At 53.4% G+C, this 20,665-nt stretch carries 15 protein-coding genes; 8 read left to right on the top strand and 7 right to left on the bottom strand.

The window, feature by feature from the left end:
* Position 1 precedes the first annotated feature (1 nt).
* The gene (locus KTT_RS13325) at positions 2-1,444 is read left to right on the top strand and encodes an LCP family protein (RefSeq protein ID WP_126596433.1); all 1,443 of its coding nucleotides are present in this window, start codon (positions 2-4) and stop codon (positions 1,442-1,444) included.
* Between the two features lie 134 nt (positions 1,445-1,578).
* On the top strand, positions 1,579-2,478 hold the full coding sequence (gene pgeF, locus KTT_RS13320) for a peptidoglycan editing factor PgeF (RefSeq protein WP_160145844.1): 900 nt from the start codon (positions 1,579-1,581) through the stop codon (positions 2,476-2,478).
* Between the two features lie 231 nt (positions 2,479-2,709).
* Here pgeF and KTT_RS13315 read toward each other — a convergent pair whose 3' ends face one another.
* From KTT_RS13315 to KTT_RS13295, 5 genes are all read right to left on the bottom strand, one after another.
* Positions 2,710-4,302: an acyl-CoA carboxylase subunit beta gene (locus KTT_RS13315; protein ID WP_126596431.1), complete on the bottom strand. Its 1,593-nt coding sequence runs from the start codon at positions 4,300-4,302 to the stop codon at positions 2,710-2,712.
* Between the two features lie 215 nt (positions 4,303-4,517).
* Entirely contained in the window at positions 4,518-4,970 is a 453-nt protein-coding gene (locus KTT_RS13310) for a hypothetical protein (protein ID WP_126596430.1), read from the bottom strand.
* A 15-nt stretch (positions 4,971-4,985) separates the two neighbouring features.
* The gene (locus KTT_RS13305) at positions 4,986-5,225 is read right to left on the bottom strand and encodes a hypothetical protein (RefSeq protein WP_235845844.1); all 240 of its coding nucleotides are present in this window, start codon (positions 5,223-5,225) and stop codon (positions 4,986-4,988) included.
* Positions 5,226-5,426: 201 nt separating this feature from the next.
* The gene (locus tag KTT_RS13300) at positions 5,427-7,049 is read right to left on the bottom strand and encodes an ATP-binding protein (RefSeq protein WP_126596428.1); all 1,623 of its coding nucleotides are present in this window, start codon (positions 7,047-7,049) and stop codon (positions 5,427-5,429) included.
* 629 nt (positions 7,050-7,678) lie between these two features.
* Positions 7,679-9,100 (bottom strand): hypothetical protein, encoded by a 1,422-nt coding sequence (locus tag KTT_RS13295; protein ID WP_126596427.1) that lies wholly within the window; start codon positions 9,098-9,100, stop codon positions 7,679-7,681.
* Between the two features lie 583 nt (positions 9,101-9,683).
* Between KTT_RS13295 and KTT_RS13290 the strand changes: the two genes are divergently transcribed.
* On the top strand, positions 9,684-10,391 hold the full coding sequence (locus KTT_RS13290; protein ID WP_126596426.1) for a DinB family protein: 708 nt from the start codon (positions 9,684-9,686) through the stop codon (positions 10,389-10,391).
* A 55-nt stretch (positions 10,392-10,446) separates the two neighbouring features.
* Here the strand turns inward: KTT_RS13290 and KTT_RS13285 are convergent, their stop codons facing one another.
* Both KTT_RS13285 and KTT_RS13280 read right to left on the bottom strand, forming a co-directional pair.
* Positions 10,447-12,102 (bottom strand): sensor histidine kinase, encoded by a 1,656-nt coding sequence (locus KTT_RS13285; RefSeq protein WP_126596425.1) that lies wholly within the window; start codon positions 12,100-12,102, stop codon positions 10,447-10,449.
* A 10-nt stretch (positions 12,103-12,112) separates the two neighbouring features.
* Positions 12,113-12,862 carry a response regulator transcription factor gene (locus KTT_RS13280; RefSeq protein WP_126596424.1) on the bottom strand — a complete coding sequence of 250 codons (750 nt, stop codon included), beginning with the start codon at positions 12,860-12,862 and terminating at the stop codon, positions 12,113-12,115.
* Between the two features lie 251 nt (positions 12,863-13,113).
* On the opposite strand from KTT_RS13280, the gene KTT_RS13275 reads away from it, so the two are divergent.
* The 5 genes from KTT_RS13275 (at position 13,114) to KTT_RS13255 (ending at position 20,561) form a co-directional block, all read left to right on the top strand.
* A complete protein-coding gene (locus KTT_RS13275) occupies positions 13,114-13,806 on the top strand; it encodes a hypothetical protein (protein WP_126596423.1) in 693 nt (230 codons plus the stop codon).
* A gap of 206 nt (positions 13,807-14,012) precedes the next feature.
* Positions 14,013-15,404, top strand: coding sequence for a hemolysin family protein (locus tag KTT_RS13270; RefSeq protein ID WP_126596422.1), 1,392 nt, complete (start codon positions 14,013-14,015; stop codon positions 15,402-15,404).
* A 182-nt stretch (positions 15,405-15,586) separates the two neighbouring features.
* Positions 15,587-18,001 carry an FtsK/SpoIIIE domain-containing protein gene (locus KTT_RS13265; RefSeq protein WP_160145843.1) on the top strand — a complete coding sequence of 805 codons (2,415 nt, stop codon included), beginning with the start codon at positions 15,587-15,589 and terminating at the stop codon, positions 17,999-18,001.
* Positions 18,002-18,008: 7 nt separating this feature from the next.
* On the top strand, positions 18,009-19,127 hold the full coding sequence (locus KTT_RS13260; protein WP_126596420.1) for an FtsK/SpoIIIE domain-containing protein: 1,119 nt from the start codon (positions 18,009-18,011) through the stop codon (positions 19,125-19,127).
* Positions 19,128-19,802: 675 nt separating this feature from the next.
* Positions 19,803-20,561, top strand: coding sequence for a 2-phosphosulfolactate phosphatase (locus tag KTT_RS13255; RefSeq protein WP_126596419.1), 759 nt, complete (start codon positions 19,803-19,805; stop codon positions 20,559-20,561).
* Positions 20,562-20,665 lie beyond the last annotated feature (104 nt).

The following is a 20,665-nucleotide window of genomic DNA, read 5'->3' as shown; positions in this document are numbered from 1 at the left end:
GATGACGACACCCCCTTCTGAAGAGCACAGTTGTACAGAAACAGAACCCGGCGTTCCCGAAGCTCCAGCGCCAGATACCACCTCTGCAAAAGCTCCAGAGGAGATGAATGTCGTTGATCAGTCAACGCAACCCAACGCGGAAACGATCGGGAAGAACGATATCGCCAGCCAGCCCACCCGCCGCATCACGGTAGACCTCAAAAGCAGCGATATCGCCAGCCAGCCCACCCGCCGCATCACGGTAGACCTCAAAGGGATCCACGTCACCAATCGGGCAGATCATCTTAACGAGGCTGCGCCAGCAGCAGGAGAAGCTGCAACGGCGGTTCAAACGATACAGAAGAAGGTATTGCCCAGATTGGTTAAGGTACTCCTGATCGCGCTGGCCGTCTTACTGGTTCTGGGAGGCGGAAGCGCCAGCGCGGCCTATTACTACTACAAAACGACGATCCAAAAACCATTAAATCAGATCATTCGCCCGGTATCTCGTTCCAATCAAGAACCAACGGTATTGCCGACCACAACAATGAGCGGGTCCAGCGACCTGGTAACGGGCAAGAGCTGGAATATTCTGCTGCTGGGCAGTGATAACGATCAAAAATATGTTTTTCCCAATGTTTTAACACAGGTCATGATGGTGGTCCATGTTGATACCATTAAAAACACGGTGACTATGGTCTCAATCCCGCGCGATTCCTGGGTCTCGGTACCGGATGGCATGGGCATGCACAAAATCGACCAGGCGTTTTCGCTGGGCGTTCAAGAGAGCGGTAAATTTGAGGACGGTGTGCGCCTGGCCCGCCAGACGGTTGAGCAGGACTACGGCATTCACATCGATCGCTACGCCTGGGTAGGACTGGATGGCTTTGCCAAGGTCATTGATACATTGAATGGTATTGATATTAACGTTGACCACCCGGTCGTCGATGATGCTTATCCCAACGACGTCGGCGCCAGCAGTGATCCCAACGACCATAATGCATACAAGCGCCTCTATCTGACGCCTGGACCGCAACATCTGAACGGGCAAGAAGCCCTGGAGTATGTACGCTCACGTCACTCAGATCTGGTCGGAGATCTCGGGCGTACCCAGCGCCAGCAACAGGTGCTGGAGGCGCTGAAATTGAAGCTAAATGTCTCAACACTGATACAGAACTTCTCGTCGCTGCTCAATGATCTCTCCGGTAGCGTCTATACCGACTTCAATGAAAATGAGATGCTGGCCTTCGCCAACTATGGTCGTACGCTGCTCAATAAACCTATCGATCATCTAACGCTGGGAACCGGCCAGGGCTCACAGGACTACGGCGATCTGGCCACGATCTATGATCCTTCGGTCGGAGCGGACCAGGATGTGGTCATCCCTCACTGTGACGCGATCCAGCCAGCCATCAATCGCATCTTTGGTCTGGGAAGCGCGCAGAGCTGTCATGTCAACGGCTAGTTCAGAAAAAGGACACAAAAGGCTGTGATACAATAGACACAGCCTTGCTGGCCGGGAAAGCGATCCATCAATGCCGCTTCACCTTACCCGGCTGCGCACAGATACTGGAAGGCGAACAGGAAAAAGGAGCAGCTTTGATCGAACGACAGTATGAGGACGTCCGCTATCTGCAATTTAGCCACTACAGTCCCTTTTCTGAGTTGACCCATGGAGTATTTACCCGCGTCGGCGGCTTTAGCGAAGCACCATACAGCAGTTTGAATACATCGGCCCCACCACGTGGGGGTGGAGATACATTTCCTAACGTTATTCGCAACCGTCAGCTGGCCCTACAGGCCCTGCAGCTTTCAGGCACGCCCAGCGCCACCCTCTGGCAGGTCCATGGGGCGGATGTGCTGACACTGGATCTGTCTAAAGAATGGCGCACCGATTGGGCCGATATGTCGTATTATGAGCGAGCCTGGACGCCCGCCACCATTCGCCAGGGTGACGCCATAATCTCACGAGAGCGCGAGGTCGCAATGGCCCTCTCATTCGCGGACTGCGTACCCCTCACTTTTTATGATCCGATCCAGCATGTCATAGGTATTGCGCATGGAGGCTGGCGCGGCACCGCCCGTGGCATCTCGATCGCCACCATAGAGGCCATGCAGCAGACCTTTGGTTCGCGACCCGAAGATATCTATGCCGGGATCGCCCCCGCCATCGGCCCCTGTTGCTATGAGGTCTCACAGGAAGTACGGCAGCTCTTTATGGGAGAGCAAGAATTTTCGAGCATGCCCACCAATCCAGCCTACCGCGAACGCATCCAGCGTTCGGCCACCTTCTCAACGGTCCAGCTGCCAGATAACAGGACCAGCTTACGCCTGGATCTGCAGGAAGCGAATCGGCAACAACTGCTCATGGCCGGCCTGACCGCCGAGCATATAGAAGTCATGCGCATCTGTACCGGCTGCCAAACCGAACAATTCTTCTCCCACCGCAAAGAGAATGGCAAAACCGGCCGCTTCGTCGTCATCATGGCCCTACGGTAGGTGCCGGGCTTGCCCCGGCTTTACCGCGGGGAGAGATACATCCCCAAAAAAGATGCCAGCAACGCGGTCACGAACATTGCTGGCATCAATGATGGGCATTATCGGGTACGAGTGGTCCCTATTACATCTTACATGAGAAACAAAATATAAATTATCGATATCTCTCCTGATGCAATGAAAAAAGAGTTTCTCGTCCTATTGTGCGAGAAACTCTCTTATCCTTATTTATCCTTATAACGGAATATTCCCGTGCTTTTTGGGAGGATTGGTGTCACGTTTATTTTTCAACATCTCTAAGGCGTTGATCAGTTTGACGCGGGTATAGCGCGGCTCAATAACCTCGTCAACGTAACCACGGCTGGCGGCGATATAGGGGTTGGCAAACCTGGCGTTATATTCCGCGATCAGCTCCTTACGGCGCTGCTCGGGATCAGAGGCGTGCTCGATCTCATCTTTAAACAGGATATTGACCGCGCCCTCGGCACCCATAACGGCGATCTCAGCCGTCGGCCAGGCGTAGTTAATGTCGCCGCGAATATGCTTGCTGCTCATCACATCATAAGCGCCGCCATATGCCTTGCGAGTAATGACAGTGATCTTGGGGACCGTCGCTTCACAGTACGCATAGAGCAGTTTAGCGCCATGGCGAATAATGCCGTTGTGCTCCTGTCCCACGCCCGGCAAGAAGCCAGGAACGTCTTCCAGCGTAATGATCGGAATATTAAAGCAGTCGCAAAAGCGCACAAAGCGAGCGGCCTTATCGGAAGCGTTGATGTCCAGCACCCCGGCCAGTACACGCGGCTGCTGGGCTACAATCCCGATCGAGCGTCCATTCAGACGCGCGAAGCCGACGATAATGTTCTGGGCAAAGTGCTCCTGCACCTCAAAGAAATCGCCATCGTCGACGATATGATGGATCACCTCTTTGATGTCATATGGCTTGCCCGGATTGTCAGGAACAATCTCGTTGAGCTCATCGATGAGGCGGTTAGCTTCATCGTTTGGCGTCACCAGCGGAGGATCATCGACATTATTAGAGGGCAGGTAGCTCAGCAGACGACGGATCATCGCCAGGCATTCGGGTTCGCCCGGAGAGGCAAAGTGGGCCACGCCACTCGTGCTATTATGTACCATGGCGCCACCCAGATCCTCAAATGAGACATCTTCATGGGTCACAGCCTTTAACACATTGGGACCCGTTACAAACATATAACTGGTCTCTTCAACCATAAAAATAAAATCGGTAATGGCCGGCGAGTAGACGGCGCCGCCGGCACAGGGTCCCATGATGGCGGAAATCTGCGGCACCACACCCGAGGCGAGGGTATTGCGCAAAAAAATATCGGCATACGCGCCCAGGCTTACCACACCTTCTTGAATACGCGCGCCACCCGAGTCATTTAAACCAATCACCGGCGCCCCATTGCGCGTGGCCAGGTCCATCACTTTACAGATCTTTTCCGCATGCGCCTCTGAGAGGGAGCCGCCAAAGACCGTAAAATCCTGGGAAAACACATAGACGAGACGTCCATCAATCTTGCCGTAGCCCGTCACCACACCATCGCCAGGAATCTTCTGCTCGTCGAGACCAAAATCGCTGGCCCGATGGGTTACAAACATATCTAACTCATTAAAGCTACCGGGATCCAATAAGAGATCCACGCGCTCACGAGCGGTCAGCTTGCCTTTCTTATGTTGGGCGGCAATGCGCTTCTCACCACCGCCACGCATCGCCTCTTCCTGTAAGGTTCGCAGTTCAGCGATCTTCTCCTGCGTACTTTTTAGTTCCGACGTCTCCTGTGAACTTCGTTCTCCCGTAGTCATCTTCAACTCATCTCCATTGATCGATCATAGAATAGATACAGCATAATCACGCCGCGACATAAAGCAACGTGTCACTATTAGAACGAGGGGAGCGAATATAGGGAACACAAACAAGAAAGGCCGCCCGAGATCCGCGAAATACACGCAGTTCGAAGCGGCCCAACCAATTGTTACGCTAGCCCAAAAGCCAGGGTCCTACGTAAGAAAAGTGATCCTTATAGATGCTGGCAACGCAGAGAAATGATGCCGGGAGCGAAATGATTCGCCTTCTGCAAATACTCCTGCTCATTTGCCTCGATCATCAACTTATGCATGACCACAACGTCACCATCGGGTAATGGTTCCGCTGGCTGTAAGCATAATTCCATTACTGCGCAGCCACGTTCGTATACCTTTACTAATCCCCCACCTCCAGGAATACGATACACCCGGTTATCCATTGTAGGACTTGGCACTTCAAGGTAACCAAACTTGATCAATTGCTGATATTGATTCTCGGAGAGCATCTCGCGCATGAGTGCTTTGGCCCGACTCTCGGCTGAGAGGTGTTCGCTCACGGACTCGCGTAACCGGCCCACGCTGCCATCTGGCGACTGCGAAAGGTAATAAATCGCGAGTAGGAGAAACAACAACCAGATACCGAGGAATAAACTCAGCGTCTCCAACATAGCGAATTACACTCCTCACCCGCCCACAACACGAGGTACGAGGACAATTTGTTCGGCAGTACGATCAAACTTGTCGATACGTTCTACAGTTTTACCTGGCTCTACTTTGAAGGCGGTGGCACCTTTCTTGCGCTCTTCCGTAAAAATGCGCTCTGCCTCTTTAATGGCCGCAACAGCTTCTGAATCCTGGGCTTCGACTTTTTGCGCATCCCATATAATGCGATCATCGCCGCGGCGGGACATGACCCGTAGCATACCCACAGTCTTGTCTCCTTCTTTTGTACAAAAGCCTACATATTACCTCGCCTCATTCCTGGCTTCTCAGCAGCAAGGAACATATTGGAATAATTTGAGCATAGCACGCATTCACAAGCGCGTCAAGGGTAAAGCATTAAGCAGGCATAAATATGATTGAATAAAGGTTCAGGTTAAAAGTACAAGATCAGGTGTGTTTGCTTAATTCGACAGGCATGGTAAGAGGCAGGTAAAAGTGCTTCCCTGACCCGGTACGCTGGAGACGGTGACCGTTCCTTCGTGCAATTCGATGATCATTTTGACGATCGATAGGCCTAACCCCTGTCCTCCAGCACGACTAACGCGTTCATTGGGCGCCTGGAAGAAGCGTTCGAAGATACGCTGATGGAACTCCGGAGCGATTCCACAACCGGTATCGCGCACCTGGAGTTGTATCATCTGCTGTGGTTCATCATCATCATTCAGTGAAGCGGACGAGCGATGGTCACTTTTTATTAACGAGGCCGAGATCGTGACCTCGCCGCCAGCGGGGGTGAAGTGTAGAGCGTTATTGATCAGGTTGCGCAACACCTGCTGCAGGCGAACAGAGTCGGCATACAGCCTTGGGAGGTGATCGGCGATATCCAACTGCATGGTGATTTCGTTGTCGGCGGCCGTCAGCTCTAGTTCTTCGACCGCGTTATCAATGATAGCCGGCAAAAGAACCAGCTCGCGATGGAGGCGCATCTGACCAGCATCGGCCCGCGAGATCAACAAGAGGTCCTCAAGCAACGCATACAGATTCTCGCTACCGGCGCGGGCACGGCGGGCGAAATCATGCTGCTCATCTGTTAGCTCACCTCCCACTCCGGTCAACAGGAGCTCTAGATAGCCATTGATGGCGTTGAGAGGAGAACGAAGCTCGTGTGCAATCATAGACAGAAATTTCGCTTTGCTACGAGTGGCGTCACGGACGGCCGTCATGTCCCGCGCGATAACCAGGCAGACGGGCGCATCTTTTAAGGCGACCGGCGTTACACTCAATCCCAGCACACGTGGAGTCCCCTGAATAGTGATATCGACTTCGGCGTATTCTAACGATTGCTCATGCCGTAAGGCGTGCTCGATCATGCACCCTTTCAGGCAGCAGGCGGGCTTAACATCACCGTTACAACCAAAAATATCGGCGCAAGAACAATTCTCCATCTCAGCAGGCTGTAAAGCGAACATACGGCCGAAGGCTGGATTGGCTTCAATGAAGTGCCGCTGATCACCTACTAAAGCGATCCCATCAGAGCTGGCCTGTAATATAGTGCGCAGGTAGCGCTGATCCTCTAGAATCCAGTGCTGGACAGAGCTGGCCTGCTGGACACTCATAAGCGAGAGGGCCGCCTGGTCGGCAAAGGCGCGCCCGATGCGCACAGCCTGGTCATCGAAAACCTGTGGCTCATACCCCATTATTACCAGGGCACCGATACAGATATCAGTGTTGAGCAAGGGGAGTAAGAGCAGAGAACGGCCATGGAAGCCAGGAATCTCCCGCGCAAGCTTGTCCTGGTCAGCAACGTCCTCAATAATCACAGGCTGGTGGCTCTGTAACACCTGGTCCAGCCTGCTACCAGCATAGATAAAAGGATGCTGAATGATCTGCTCGCTGGTGTACGTAAGCAAGAATCTAGCTGAAGGATGTAAGAGCATGATAATACAACCTGTGCCTGGAAAGAGCATGCTCACATTGAGAGCAACTTTATGGAGTGCTGATATCACTTCTGGAGCATTAACATCAAAGGAGGGGATAGTGTGCAAAAATTCGTGGTTGTGTAGTGATGTTACAGGTAAGGTCATCAGCGCTCTCTTCTACTTCTTTGTCACCTATAAAGCGAGAAATACAGATAGTTACTGAGCCGCGTAAGAAGCGAAAAAAGGGGCATATGCCCTTCCAGTTCTCCTCCTTACCAGCGTTCCAACAAATATATGTTGCGCTATCGGCAGAACAGGTAACTCATCTGATACCGTAAGTCAAAGTATACCACGTTAGCGGGGAATTTGGTAAATTCCCCTGCTAATATGGGTTGTGGTTTTATGGCGGGTGGGCGCTGCGCGCCCACCGCCATGTTTTTGAAGATGTGTGGGGCCGTGCTGGCGCACGGCCCCACACATCTTCTATGGATTGTTTGGAGAGGGAGGAGCTGGCTCGTGCCTCTCTTTGTTTGGAGAGGGAAGAGCTGGCTCGTGCCTCTCTTTGTTTGGAGAGGGAGGAGCTGGCTCGTGCCTCTCTTTGTTTGGAGAGGGAGGAGCTGGCTCGTGCCTCTCTTTGTTTGGAGAGGGAGGAGCTGGCTCGTGCCTCTATCTAAGGGTAAGGACGAGAGAAGGAATGACGGCGTCAAAAGGAACGTGAGCGTCGGTGCCGGGCTCGCCCCGGCTTGGAGCCGAAGGCGACCCTGTACCCGGACGATCCCGTTCCCCCAAAGGTGTTACGCGGCGGTCCAGCCGACGATGGAGCCGGAATGTATGGTTGAGACAGTGGTTGGAGCACCGCCATTTACATTGCCAATAATCAAGGTACTGGTGAGAGTGGCTCCGCTGCCGCTTCCCTCCAGGATGGCGTAGTGTTTGCCATCGTGAGAGACATTGGTCCATGGCAGGTAGCTGTTCAGGTCAGTCAAATTGCCATAGCTGGCGTAGTAGTATTCGGATGCGTTTGCGCTGGCGAGCAGCTTCAATCCCGTTCCATTGGCGTTGATGCTGTAGAGCCGCGCGACGTGGGTGGGAATGGTGTTGACGATGAAGAGAATCGTTTGTGCTCGTGGCGCACGCGCATAAACCTGGCTGCCAGTTGGTGCTGTAAAGATGGATTGCAATGATCCGCCGCTAATGGGTTCTACGTTGACCCCTGGTAGCGTTGGATCACCACCAAACATCGGATAGGCGCTGCAGATCAGTTTTTGGTGATCAGGGGTGATGTCATAGCTCTGGCAACCATCCTGTTTCAATGGCGCAGTGATCGATTTTACATCGGTGCTCTGCTGAGTAACCGGCTTTTTGATGTCGAGAAGTTGATAGAGCTGATGCGGCACCGCTCCACTACCCGGGATGACAGGCATGCCCAACATGTAGACGCTGCTATTGCTCGCCCATTTGAGCGGGATATATTCTGTTACAGGAGGCTGCCCGGGGTGCGGCATCGACAGACTCGCGTAACGCATTCCTCCCTGCAGGAGGTGATAGCTCACCGGGGCTGAAGATTTAACGGATGCTTGCTGCGACGAAGCCATACCCGGATAGCCTGGCTGCAGCGATGAGAGGATGGTCTGGACCTTTCCCGTCTTCATATCCAATAGCTTAAGCGCATCCCCCGGCATGCTCTGGCCCTTTCCTTCATTAAAGACCAGGTAACGCTGATCGGGCGAGAGCAGTGCGCCGCTCAAGCCCTCAGCAGTCGGTGAGCAGTACAGGGTCTGTATATACTTCCCATCTACACGAATGAGCTGGATGGCAGGATGCTGCCCTTGCGGAGCAGTTCGGACAATGGTCACCCAGTGACCATCTGGTGAGACGTGCGCCTCGACGTTGTAGATGTCATCAGGAATTGTTAATAGGTCCCTCTTATTTCCTGTCAGTGGATCATAGCTGCTCAAGATCTCGGCGGCGTTTTGGTGCCGCAGGTAGACCACGCTCTGATGCTGTGGATGGGGAAACGCTGGCATCACCGCCGCGCGCCCCTGGCCCTGGGCAGGACAGCTTTGCGAAGTGTTTACAAATGGCATCTGAGCGGTTGCAGAAAGCAGGGCAGCTCCCGTCTCGCCCGTGGTCTGCAGACCGCAGGCGGCCATCAGCACAGCAATGAGCCCGAGGAAGCCACAAAAAAGAAGGGCGCGTACAGATTTATAGTGCATAAATTTCTCCACTTTTTCGATATTTCTATCTGGTATTTCAACCTACGCGATTTACTCAAGATCTTAAAAGTTTTTGTGTTATTAGTGGAACATAGAAAACGGGTACAACTGATCGTTGATCAGCACGAGCGCTCCCTTCAAGTATGGGCTGAATCATCCGCTATGCCCACATCATCTCCACACCATCTTCTCATCATCTTCATGCTTTCTGGCCGTTTTGCGGGCAAAAGAAGACAAGAAACATCTGAATCATGCTTGACGCAAAAAAGCTGATCTGTTATATTGAGCAAAGAAAATAATTGTCTTATAAGCGGAAGGAGGGGCAGCTATGTACAAAGAAATAATCTTAACGAGGCTCTGCACTTCCCAGGCTAGAGGCAAAATCGACTGACGTTCGCATAGCGACGTTAGCATGTGAGCTGGTTGCTATTGCCATGCTTCTTTTTCCATCTGTGGAAAACATCCCTCTCCTCGCAGTGCATTCCTCCATCTATTCCTTTTCAATCCGTCTTTGGCAGGGCGCTTTGCGACCCGTGATTTCCACCATCATACAGAAAAAGAAAAGAAGCGAGGACACATCCCTATGACTCAGCATGCTTTTAAGCCGCTATTACTCGAACTTTTACAACAGGCTCAGGACAGGCAGAATGCTTTTTTCCTACAGTTACCATCTGGTGAATTGGAGGTTATCGGTGAACCGTATTACTGGTCAGCAAAAGATCATGTGGCCCACCTGACGTTCTGGCGTCGGCATCTCGTGGCCAGGGTGCGGGCTATTCTGCGCGGAGAGACTCCACCCTCATCTAAAGATTTTGAGCGAATCAATACCATTGTCTTTACAGAGAATCGCTATCGTTCGTGGCCGGATATCCTGGCTGAATCCGACCAGGTCTATACCGAACTGATCACGCTCAGTGAACAATTGACAGAGGAGGATCTGACGGCCTTCAATCGCTTCGATTGGATAGGCCAGGGTCTACCGCTCTACCTGCTGTATATGGGTGGCTGTTATGAACATACCCAGATTCACCTGGGGTATTACCTGAGCGAACGCCACAATGTCCAGCGCGCACGAGAGATTCACGAGGAATGGAGCAGCAGCGTCATTGACAGAAGGGAGGCGCCCGATGCCTTGAAGGGCAATCTTCTCTATAATCTAGCTTGCTTTTACGCCACGCATAGTTACATGGAGAAGACAAGAACAACGTTGCAGCAGTCCATCGCGCTCGATCCTCAGAACGAAGAGTTTGCGCGCACCGATCCTGATCTGGCGGAGCTCTATTCCAGATAGGACGTTGTCGCGGGAAGCGCTCGGCCATGACCGGGCACTTCCCTGTGAAGATAGATCAGACCCGGCTCTGGCTCAAATGGTTGGTGACGATGGTTGGTTGATCCTCAATGGGTGTTATGGGAATGGTAAAGGAGATGCGAGCTCCTGCGCCAGGGATGTTTTCCGCCCAGACGTTGCCACCGTGGACTGAGACGATGGCCTGCACGATGGCCAGACCAAGGCCACTCCCTCCTGTCTTCGATTGCCTGGCGTTGTCAGCACGGTAGAAGCGATCGAAGACGCGTGACAGCGCCTCCTCGGGAATACCGCTACCGCTATCGGTAACGGCGATAATGGCCATGTTGCCGTGCTGGGTGGCGCTGATGGTAATCGTGCCGCCCGCTGGTGTGTAGTGCAGCGAGTTGTTGCAGAGGTTGGTAAAAATGCGTGCAAGCATATCGGGGTCGGCCTGTATAGTTGGTAAACTATAGGAAACGGCGTTGATGGGCTCAACCTGGTGCCGCTCAAACTCAGTTGCCATCACGGCCAGGGTCTCATCTACCAGCGCGGCCAGGCGTACATTCTTCTTCTTCGGCTCCAGGGCGCCCGCCTCCACTTTCGCCATCACATGCAGGTCCTGCACCAGGCGGCGCAGGCGCAGGGTTTCGCGCACGATGATGCGCCCGGTCGCCTCGTAATCCTCGTGGCTCTGGTTAATGCCATCGACCAGGGCCTCGCCCAGACCCGCGATGGCCGTCAGCGGGGTAGCCAGGTCATGGGTAATATTCATAATCAGTTCACGTCTCCAGGCTTCCTGGCGATGCAATTCATCCACATCTTTTTTGAGCTGGATCGCCATGTCGTTAAACGTCTGCGCCAGTTCACCCAGTTCACCAGGAGCATCTACGCTGACCTGGGCATCATAATCACCCGAGGCGATCACCCTGGAGGCCGTGGTCAGCTTCGCCAGGGGACGCGTAATCGTGCGCGAATAAAACATGGCCAGCAGAGCCACCAGGAGCGCGACAACAGGGATAGCACTCAACACGGCGATCCCAACCGTGCTAACAAAGCCGGGCACAGCATTAGAAAATGGGGTCACGATAACGACGCCCACCACCTGGTTCGTCCGTGTCGTGTGGTTGCTTATCGTAATCGGTTCCACAAAAAAGGGCAGCGAGTTATCCACCGGCGTTTGCCGTCCGAAAAAGCCTCCCTGACCGTGGCCTTTTAAAGCGCTATTCACCGCGTTCATCAGTGTCGCTTGATCAGTGCTTAGATGAGAGGTATCTGATACATTGAGCAACGACTGAATAACCGCAAAAGCATTGCCACGTGACATCGCAAGTGGATAGACAAGCCTTTTCTGGGTATTTAAAAACAGGTAGAGATGCTCAGGATCTGATCCACTTTGCCTGGATGAGACGCTGGAGACCTCCTTAATCGAAGCTACCAGGAATGCGTTGGGGGTGTTGGCGATTCTTTTCAAGCGGTTGGCAAAAGTGGTGTTCGAATTGTCCTCAATTAATGCCCGATTGTGCTCGTAGACGATGCTTACGCTTTGCGCTCTCTCATGCGCCAGCGCGCCCAGCCGCGACTGCTGATCAACATTATAATAGTAGCCGATGACCAGCATGGCGGTCAGAGCCAGCAAGCCAGCTGAGAGCAGGGCGGCAATGATCGAGAGCAAAGCCAGGCGCCAGCGAATATTGTTCCACCAACGTGTACGCATAATTATCCCTTTATGAATTTGCAGATGAGCGCGCTTTCGCCTCAAAACGATAACCTACACGCCAGACGGTCTTGATATAGCGGTGCTGCGGATCGAACTCGATTTTTTTGCGTAGCGAACTGATATGTACATCTATGGTATGTCCATCACCAAGGTAATCATAGCCCCAGACCTTATTCATCAGAACTTCACGCGTGAAGACCCGGTCAGGCGAGCCAGCCAGCAGGGCCAGCAGGTCAAATTCGGTTGGGGTCAAAGCGACTTCACGGCCCTGCACCTCAACGCGTCTCGCCAGCAGATCAATGTCCAGATCAGGAAAATGTAATGTGGACTCACCATCGGCTCTGGCAGATGTCGAGGATTTGGGAGCCGGCACTTCCGCCGGCTCCTGGCTACCACTGACGCGGCGTAAGATGGCGCGCACGCGGCTCACCAACTCACGTGGACTGAAGGGCTTGACCAGGTAATCGTCCGCACCAAGCTCCAGGCCAGCGATGCGATCATCCTCATCACCACGAGCCGTCAACATCAAGATGGGAGTCTTCGACCACGAGCGGATGCGGCGACAGACCTCGAAACCATCGATTGCGGGCAACATGATGTCCAGAATAATCAGATCAGGATGCTCACGCGCATGCAGAGCCAGGCCATCAGCACCATCCCTGGCCACCAACACATCATAACCCGCGTCTTTCAAATATAAATTGATCAGGTGAATGATCCCTTCTTCATCCTCAATCACCAGAATTTTTTGAGCCATCAACTGCACTCCTCGGAAACTATGGATCATGTAAATTCATAGTAGCATATTGCCAGGCGAAAAGCATAAACTTTCGCAGGGAGCCAAAAATCTTGACTAATTCTTGAATATTGCGAGAGATCTTCTGTACCTTCAGGTAGTAAGATAAGAATGTCCTGATCGGGCAGGACAAACATGAAAGGTTCATGTTTACCATCAATGTAAAAATATATAAATATAACAAAGCTTTACATAAAGGAGCTTACCTACCAATGAGAGAGTTTCTTAAACGTAAAAAAATCATGCTTGCCGGCGTGGCCGGAGCTATCCTGATGTTAGCGGTACTGGCTGGCGCGCTCTTCATCAGTCCAATGTTTGCCTCGGCCGCCTCTAATCCGGCGACGTCTACACCTGCGGCAACGCAAAAGGGAAATGGCTATTGCGCCCTGTTTAATCAGAATCTTGCCAAACGTCTGAACATTTCGGTCAGTGCCCTGCAGCAGGACCGTAAAGGCGCGGCCAGCGATACGATCGATCAGTTGGTTAAAGAGGGTAAGATGAAGCAGACTCAAGCCGATAAGCTGAAGCAGCGCATCGCCAGGAGCAAAGGCAATGCCTGCATGAAGCTTCCGGTGACGCAAAAGGCTCGTCTGGCCGCCTTGCTGAAAAAATACAGCCAGGATGCCGACCAGCAGCTGGCACAGGGCCTGCATCTGACCACCAGTCAGCTCACCACACAATTGAAGAGCGGCAAAAAACTGGTCGATATCGCCAGGGCTCAGAATGTTTCCAGCGCCAACCTGCAGACACTGGCCAACAATATCGTTAGCTCTGAGTTGAAAAAAGCCGTCAGCGCTAAAGATCTGACCCAGAAGCGTGCCGATGCTATCACAACCGCGCTCAAAAAACATCCCCAGATTGAGGAGCATCTGTTAGCCGCACTGGCGAAAAAAGCCCAGGCATAATGTAACAATAACGCCAAAAAAGACATTCCCTGCGCACATGTGCGCAGGGAATGTCTTTTTTGGCTTCTGCCTGCCTTCATCAGAGCTTGTTCTGTATCAACAGATTGTGTAGGATATAGCATATATAGCCTGCCCGCTGGTACAGTTATAATGGGAATTGGGCACAGTTTTCATAGTGACTATTTGAAGGGAAGGGAACTTACTCCGTGGATGTTAGCTCGATCTTTGGCCTGATCGCGGTTTTCGCACTGGTAGCAGCCAATGGTTTCTTTGTAGCGGGAGAATTCGCGCTGGTCAAAATCCGTACAACCAGAATCAGCCAGCTGGTAGCCGAGGGGAATGTAGCAGCCCGAGTGGTTCAAAAAGAGATTCAGCACCTCGACACGTTTATCGCGGCGACGCAATTAGGTATTACGCTGGCCAGCCTGGCACTGGGCTGGATCGGTGAACCGTCGCTGGCCCACCTGGTAGAGCCGGTATTCCTCTGGATTGGTGGTGGTGCCGCCGAGGCGATCTCCCACACGGTCGCGGTCGCGATCAGCTTTATCCTTATCACCATCGTCCATATCGTACTGGGTGAGCTGGTCCCCAAGTCTATCGCGCTACAGCGCAGCGAGGGTACCGCCTTCTTTGTCGCCCGTCCGCTCTATCTCTTTGCCCATGTGTTCCGTCCGTTTATCCTGCTGATGAATGGTATTGGTGGCTTCTTCGTACGTCTGCTGGGACTCGAAGCCACGAGCGAGCACGCGGCGGTCCATTCTGTAGAGGAACTGGAGATGCTGGTGGCCCAGAGCCGCGAGGCCGGCCTGCTGCAGCAGCAGGAAGAGATATTGCTGCGCCACGTATTTGATTTCAGCGATAAGACCGCGCAGCAGGTCATGATTCCACGCAGTGAGGTGGTAGCGGTCCCGGTTACCATCTCACGTGAAGCCCTGGTTCAAACCTTCTGGCGGGAAAACTATACCCGCATTCCGGTCTATGAAGATACGCTTGATAATATCATTGGACTCGCCCATATCAAAGATATATTTCAAACCAGCTCCAACCAGGCGGGGCAACCATTCAATCTGCGCACCATACTACGTCCGGTGCTCTATGTCACAGAAACATCCTCGCTGGATATGATCCTGGCCCAGATGCGCAGCCGACGCATCCACATGGCCATTGTCATCGACGAGTACGGATCAACGGCGGGCATCATTACGCTAGAAGATGTGATTGAAGAGCTGGTAGGCGAGGTGCAAGATGAGTTCGATACCAGCGACCGGGGGGTACGACACGAGATCGAAACACTACCGGATGGCACCATTTCGGTGGATGGCTTGATAGCCATCACCAGCTTTGCCGACCAATTCGGCGGCAGTGAAAAAGAGCTTGAGAATATCCATGCCAACACTCTGGCCGGCTATATCTTCGAGAAGCTGGATCGCTTACCTGTGCTCGGCGACACCGTTCCATTTGGAGATTATAGCCTGCGTGTAGAAGAGATGGATGGGCGCCGCATCGCGCGCGTCAGAGTGACTCGAACCAGGACCGAGACCACCGAATCACACCTCACCCTGGTCAAACAACAAGAACCATCCGAAAATCAGGGTTAAAGAGAGAAGGTGTAGATGTGGGTGCAAGCGGTTCCGCAGCATGGAACCGCTTGCACCCACATCTACACCTTAAATAATCTAAGACAGAATTACTATGCATTTGCTGTCTTTCCCCCCGTATGTTAGGATAGGAAAAGAGCATGTATATGCATATGGGAATGGATAAGTTGAGAGGGGTCGCAATGTCTTATCAGCAATCATCATCGGTTATTACACGCAAGGCACGTGTATGGCCGGAACTTCCAGCAGATATCGTTACACTACCCACGCCCCCGGTGCTACCAGATCTACCACAGTCCTCCATCTATAGCACTATTTTTCTTAGCCTGGCTGGCCTGGCCGTCTACGGGTATGTATTTACCAATCTTAATACAGGTGAAGTCGGCTTCTTGATCATCCCATTTATCGCGATCAGTAGCTCAATGGCTGCCGGCTCTTTGATCGTGTTTCTGGTACAGCTCGTGCGCACGCTGCGTCACCGTCGCTATCTGGTACAACACTATCACGCGCAGTTACAGGAGGCGGAACAGCGACTAAAGCTGTTACATTGGCACGAGCGCCAGGCATGGATGGAGCTTGATCCCCCATTAGCCCGCTTCGAATATAAATCCAGTGTCTACAAACACCTTGACGTCAAACCACTGCTCCAATACCCGTACAGTGACCAGAATATGAACCTGTGGGCACGCCAGCCCGGCGATCCAGACTTTATGCGAGTGCGTATCGGCATTGAGCAGCGGCCCGCGACCTATACGATCCGCGATCAGCGGGTTGAGGGTAGCATATCTTTGCCAGCACGTTTGAAAAGCGAGGATAACTATGCGAAATCACTGCTTGAAGCGTACGCGCGTGTGTTCGTGCCCCTTTGCGTTGATCTACGTCAGCAGAGCCCACTGGCAATTGTAGGGCCCGGCCATAAAATCGTGCTGGCTCGCGAACTGATGCATTCGATCGTGAGCCAGGTTGCCTATCATCATTCGCCCGAAGACGTGCGCATCATCATCCTGGCCCCCTATTCCCAGGAAGTCGCCTGGCAATGGAGCAGTATTATCCCGCATACGCTGCTCTATGATACCAGGTTAGATGGCGCACCCATGCCAGATACCTATCAGGAGCGCACCTGTGCAATTGGTACGGCGGCAGTCATGGATCAGCTACCAGTTATCTCACGCGAACTGAACCGCAGGGCGCTGCTGCTCGACGACGGTCAGCGATATTCCCCGTGGCCGCACCTGCTCATCGTTGTGGATGCGTTCGATGGACCCGGCGACCTGGATCAACCCACGCCAACCCTACCGGCTATGGTGATCCCGCCGTCACATCCCACCCAGTACCGCAGGACACGCCTCCCTGACTCTCCACTCAGGCGACCTGAAATGGCCCTGGCGCTCAATCGCGGGCACCAGCTCGGTGTATCGGTGCTCTGCCTGTGTACCAGCCGGTCACAGATGCCACAAACCAGCCAGCTCTTCATAGATTTAAACGAGGAACAACCACCCGGTGCCTTACTGCCCGCCAGCGAAGAAAAAGTTGCCGGCAAGAAAAAACACAAAAAGATCGCTACCGACGAAGAGGACAGGTTGATGGCCGGTATCCAGGCACGTGTGCATAGTTTGCGTGAAAATCCCCAATCCGCCAGGCATTGCCTGCAGCTCGACTCGGCGGGGCTGGAAGATCTGCGTTCATTCGCGCTGCGCCTGCAATCTCTGCGTGCCATGAGTACCAGGCAAATAGAGATGCGCACTCAGGTAGATCTCAGTACGCTGTTCGATCCGCCGCTGGACCTTAACACGTATGATCCGTTTGTACTCTGGAATGACCCCCTCTTCCGTACACCCAGGCCAATGTTCAGGTTTCCCATTGGTCTAAAGATTGGGGATGAGATACAATACCTGGATCTCCACAGAGACGGTCCGCACGGCCTGTTAATCGGGCAAACTGGTTCCGGCAAAAGCGAGCTATTGCAAACGATCGTTCTGTCACTGGCATTTCTCTATAAACCGACTGAGGTCAATTTTCTGCTGATTGACCACCGGGCGGGGTTGGCATGGCAGCCCTTCGCTCACCTTCCCCATACCACAGGCTTCCTCACCAATGTCTCATCGCCCGCGACAATCCGGCGCTTTGTGACCATGCTGGGTGCCGAAGCGAACAGGCGCGAAGCGCTGTTAAAGGAGGGGAAAACGCTACCCAGCCTGATCATTATCATCGACGAGTTCGCCGAGATGATCAGAAGCGAGACCTCGATGCTGGATGATCTCTTGAATATTATGCAGATGGGACGCAAGCTGGAGATGTATGTGTTACTGGCCGCCCAGCGGCCCGAGGAGATAATTATCAGCCGAATCAGGGAGTATGTGCAATATCGCCTCTGTCTGCGCTGCGCTTCACCAGAGGATAGTCGCGAAGTGCTGCGACGCATAGACGCGGCCGCTCTGCCCGCCAGCATTCCTGGCCGGGGCTATCTGCTCCATGGCGACAATCAGCTTGACCTCTTTCAAGCGGCCCGCGTGACACTACCATTCATCCAGGATCAAATGGCAAGCGCCCAGGCGCAATTGAATTCGCTGCTCTCACTACCATTCAAAGGAAAATAGAGGTACCATGATACCAACGCCAACAGTCAATAAAACGCCACAGCTCCGTTTGAGCCGCTCACAGACGTTATTTGAAGCGGCCATTGAACGGATCAGCGTCGCCTATCCAAAGGATCAGGCCAGGAAAGAAGGTATCCATTCCTGGCCTGATCCCTTACCCACACCCACCTTCCAGCGACCAGATCCCCTGCTCTTGTTTACACCAGCGGAAGATGGTAGTAGACATCCAGAAGCGGAACCCTCACAACCATACCAGGCTATTATCCCCATGACCAGGAACGGGATGCTGGAACACCGCAACCGCGAGCGCATCAAACCCTCGATGCAGATACCGCTCGGCCTGATCGATAAGCCCGAGGAACAGCAGGTTGACACCTTTCTGGTAGATCTACATGGAACTACCGAGGCCCGCAGTGGAGGTCCCTTACTGATCGCGGGCCCACAGCACAGCGGTAAAGCGACGGCCCTGCAGACTATGCTGCTCTGGCTAACCACCTGCTTCCTCCCAGAACGGCTGCGCTGCGCCGTTGTTGATCCGCTGGGAGAGCTCGATCAATTTCGCGCTCTGCCACACTTCCGCCATCCTAATGGCGAGACACTCTGGACCAATGGCGGCTCGGATGAAGACCTGACTCGCTTTATCCGAACCATTAATGCCGACATTCAGCAGCGCCATGACAAATTTTCCAACCAGCACTGGGATAAGCATACCCTGACGCAACTCTGGTCACAGGGACTCACCATCCCGCAGTTTCTATTAATCATCAGCAATTATCAATCTTTTGCCGAGCGCGTATCCACCTCTTCAGAGCTGAAGAGGCTCATCCAGACTGTAGCAGAGGCGCGCCTGCAGGGCTACTACTTGATACTGACAACAACTGAAACCAGCGCACGCTACATCGCGCCTGAAGTGATGGGTGCGTGCAGCACAAAGATCGGGCTCGCCTTGAATGAACAGCAGCGCCATGACCTCTTTGGTCATGCATCATTTCCCACCGAGGCTATTCCCGGTCGCGGTCTGATCATGACCGTCGACCGCCGGCTACACCAGGTACAGCTGGCCCTGCCCGCGCCCGGCCAGACTGAAAGTTTACGCGACCAGCATTTAAGGCAAGAGATCGCCTAGAATGTATCTCCATCTCCTCTTACCGGGGCCTTAAGCGCCCCTGCACGGGCGTCCGCTACGCGGCCGCATTGGGTTATATGTTAGTGCGGCGGCTGCGCATCAGCGCAGCCGCCGCACTAACATATAAACTGACATGTAAGCACCACAGATGCGAAAACACATGCAAGTCGCAGGCGTTTTCACACCTACAATACTCAACATGCCCATAGTGGGTTGGTACAACAGGGGCGCGGGTGCGCAGCCGCTACACCAACATATAACTGACATGTAAGCACCACAGATGCGAAAACACATGCAAGTCGCAGGCGTTTTCACACCTACAATACTCAACATGCCCATAGTGGGTTGGTACAACAGGGGCGCGGATGCGCAGCCACTGCACCAACACATAACTGGCATGTGAGCACCACAGATGCGAAGGCTCATGCAAATCGCAGGCGTTTTCACACCTACAGTGCTCAACATGTCCATAGTGTGTTGGTACAACAGGGGCGCGGATGCGCCCCTGTTGTACCAACACATAAAACCCAGTGCGTCCGCGCAGCGGACGCGAGTGCGAGAGCGCTCATGTATCCCCAGAGTGACAGGAGTAAGCAGCGCGACATAGTATGCAAACCCGAATGATACAATGTTGCCAGGAATAATAAGAGTGTTATGAGTGAAGGATATACATAAATGGAATTATATGTCCATATGAGTCCGGCCGATGCTGTGGCGGCACGGCCTGCTGATGAGGATGTTTTTATTGTCATCGATGTAATCAGGGCGACCACGGCGCTGACCGCTATATTTGATCGAGGGGCTCAACGTGTCTTCGCCGCCGATACAGTTGAGCAGGCCAGAACGGCCTCCCGCTTAAAGCCTGGACGGCTCCTGTGCGGGGAGCGACACGCACGCGCGCTTCCCGGCTTTGACTACGGCAATTCACCGGTCCAATTTTCACACAGCGATCTCAACAGGCGGGAACTCATCCTGACCACCACCAATGGGACGCGGGCCTTTTACGCCTGTCCCGAGCACAGTGTGTGCCTGGCTGGCTGCTTCTACAATGCCCGGGCCGTCACCGCCTATGCGCTGGCCCATGCGCGCAGGCGGGAGAGCAATGTGCATATCGTTTGTGCCGCCGAACACGGACGTTTCGCGCTGGATGATACGGTCTGCGCCGGCTACCTGGCACAAGAGATCCAACATCAGCAGCCGGAGATTGTCGCCCACGAAAGCGTCATTGCGGCCCGTGGACTGTATCAACTGTATCCACCACCGGGCCTGGCAACTTATTGCCATTCAGCCCGGCAGGTGATTGACAGCGGACTGGGTGCTGACATCGATTTCTGTATGCGGCAGAATGGCAGCGATAGCATCGCTCGTCTCATTGGTAAAGAAGCCGAGACAGGGCTCTTAATTCTGGAACGTGTCCAACAGATTGCAGGCTGAGATCCGGTAAGGGTAAAAGGCGAAATCCACCCGCGTACTCCATCCTTTGGAGGAACGCCCATTTCAACCTTTCATGCTATGCTCTCCCTGAAAAAGCAGCCTTA

The sequence above is a fragment of the Dictyobacter aurantiacus genome (assembly GCF_003967515.1).
GTDB classification, from domain to species: Bacteria; Chloroflexota; Ktedonobacteria; order Ktedonobacterales; family Ktedonobacteraceae; genus Dictyobacter; species Dictyobacter aurantiacus.
The sequence above is the reverse complement of the archived record's forward strand: the minus strand, read 5'-3'. Positions and strand labels throughout refer to the sequence as shown.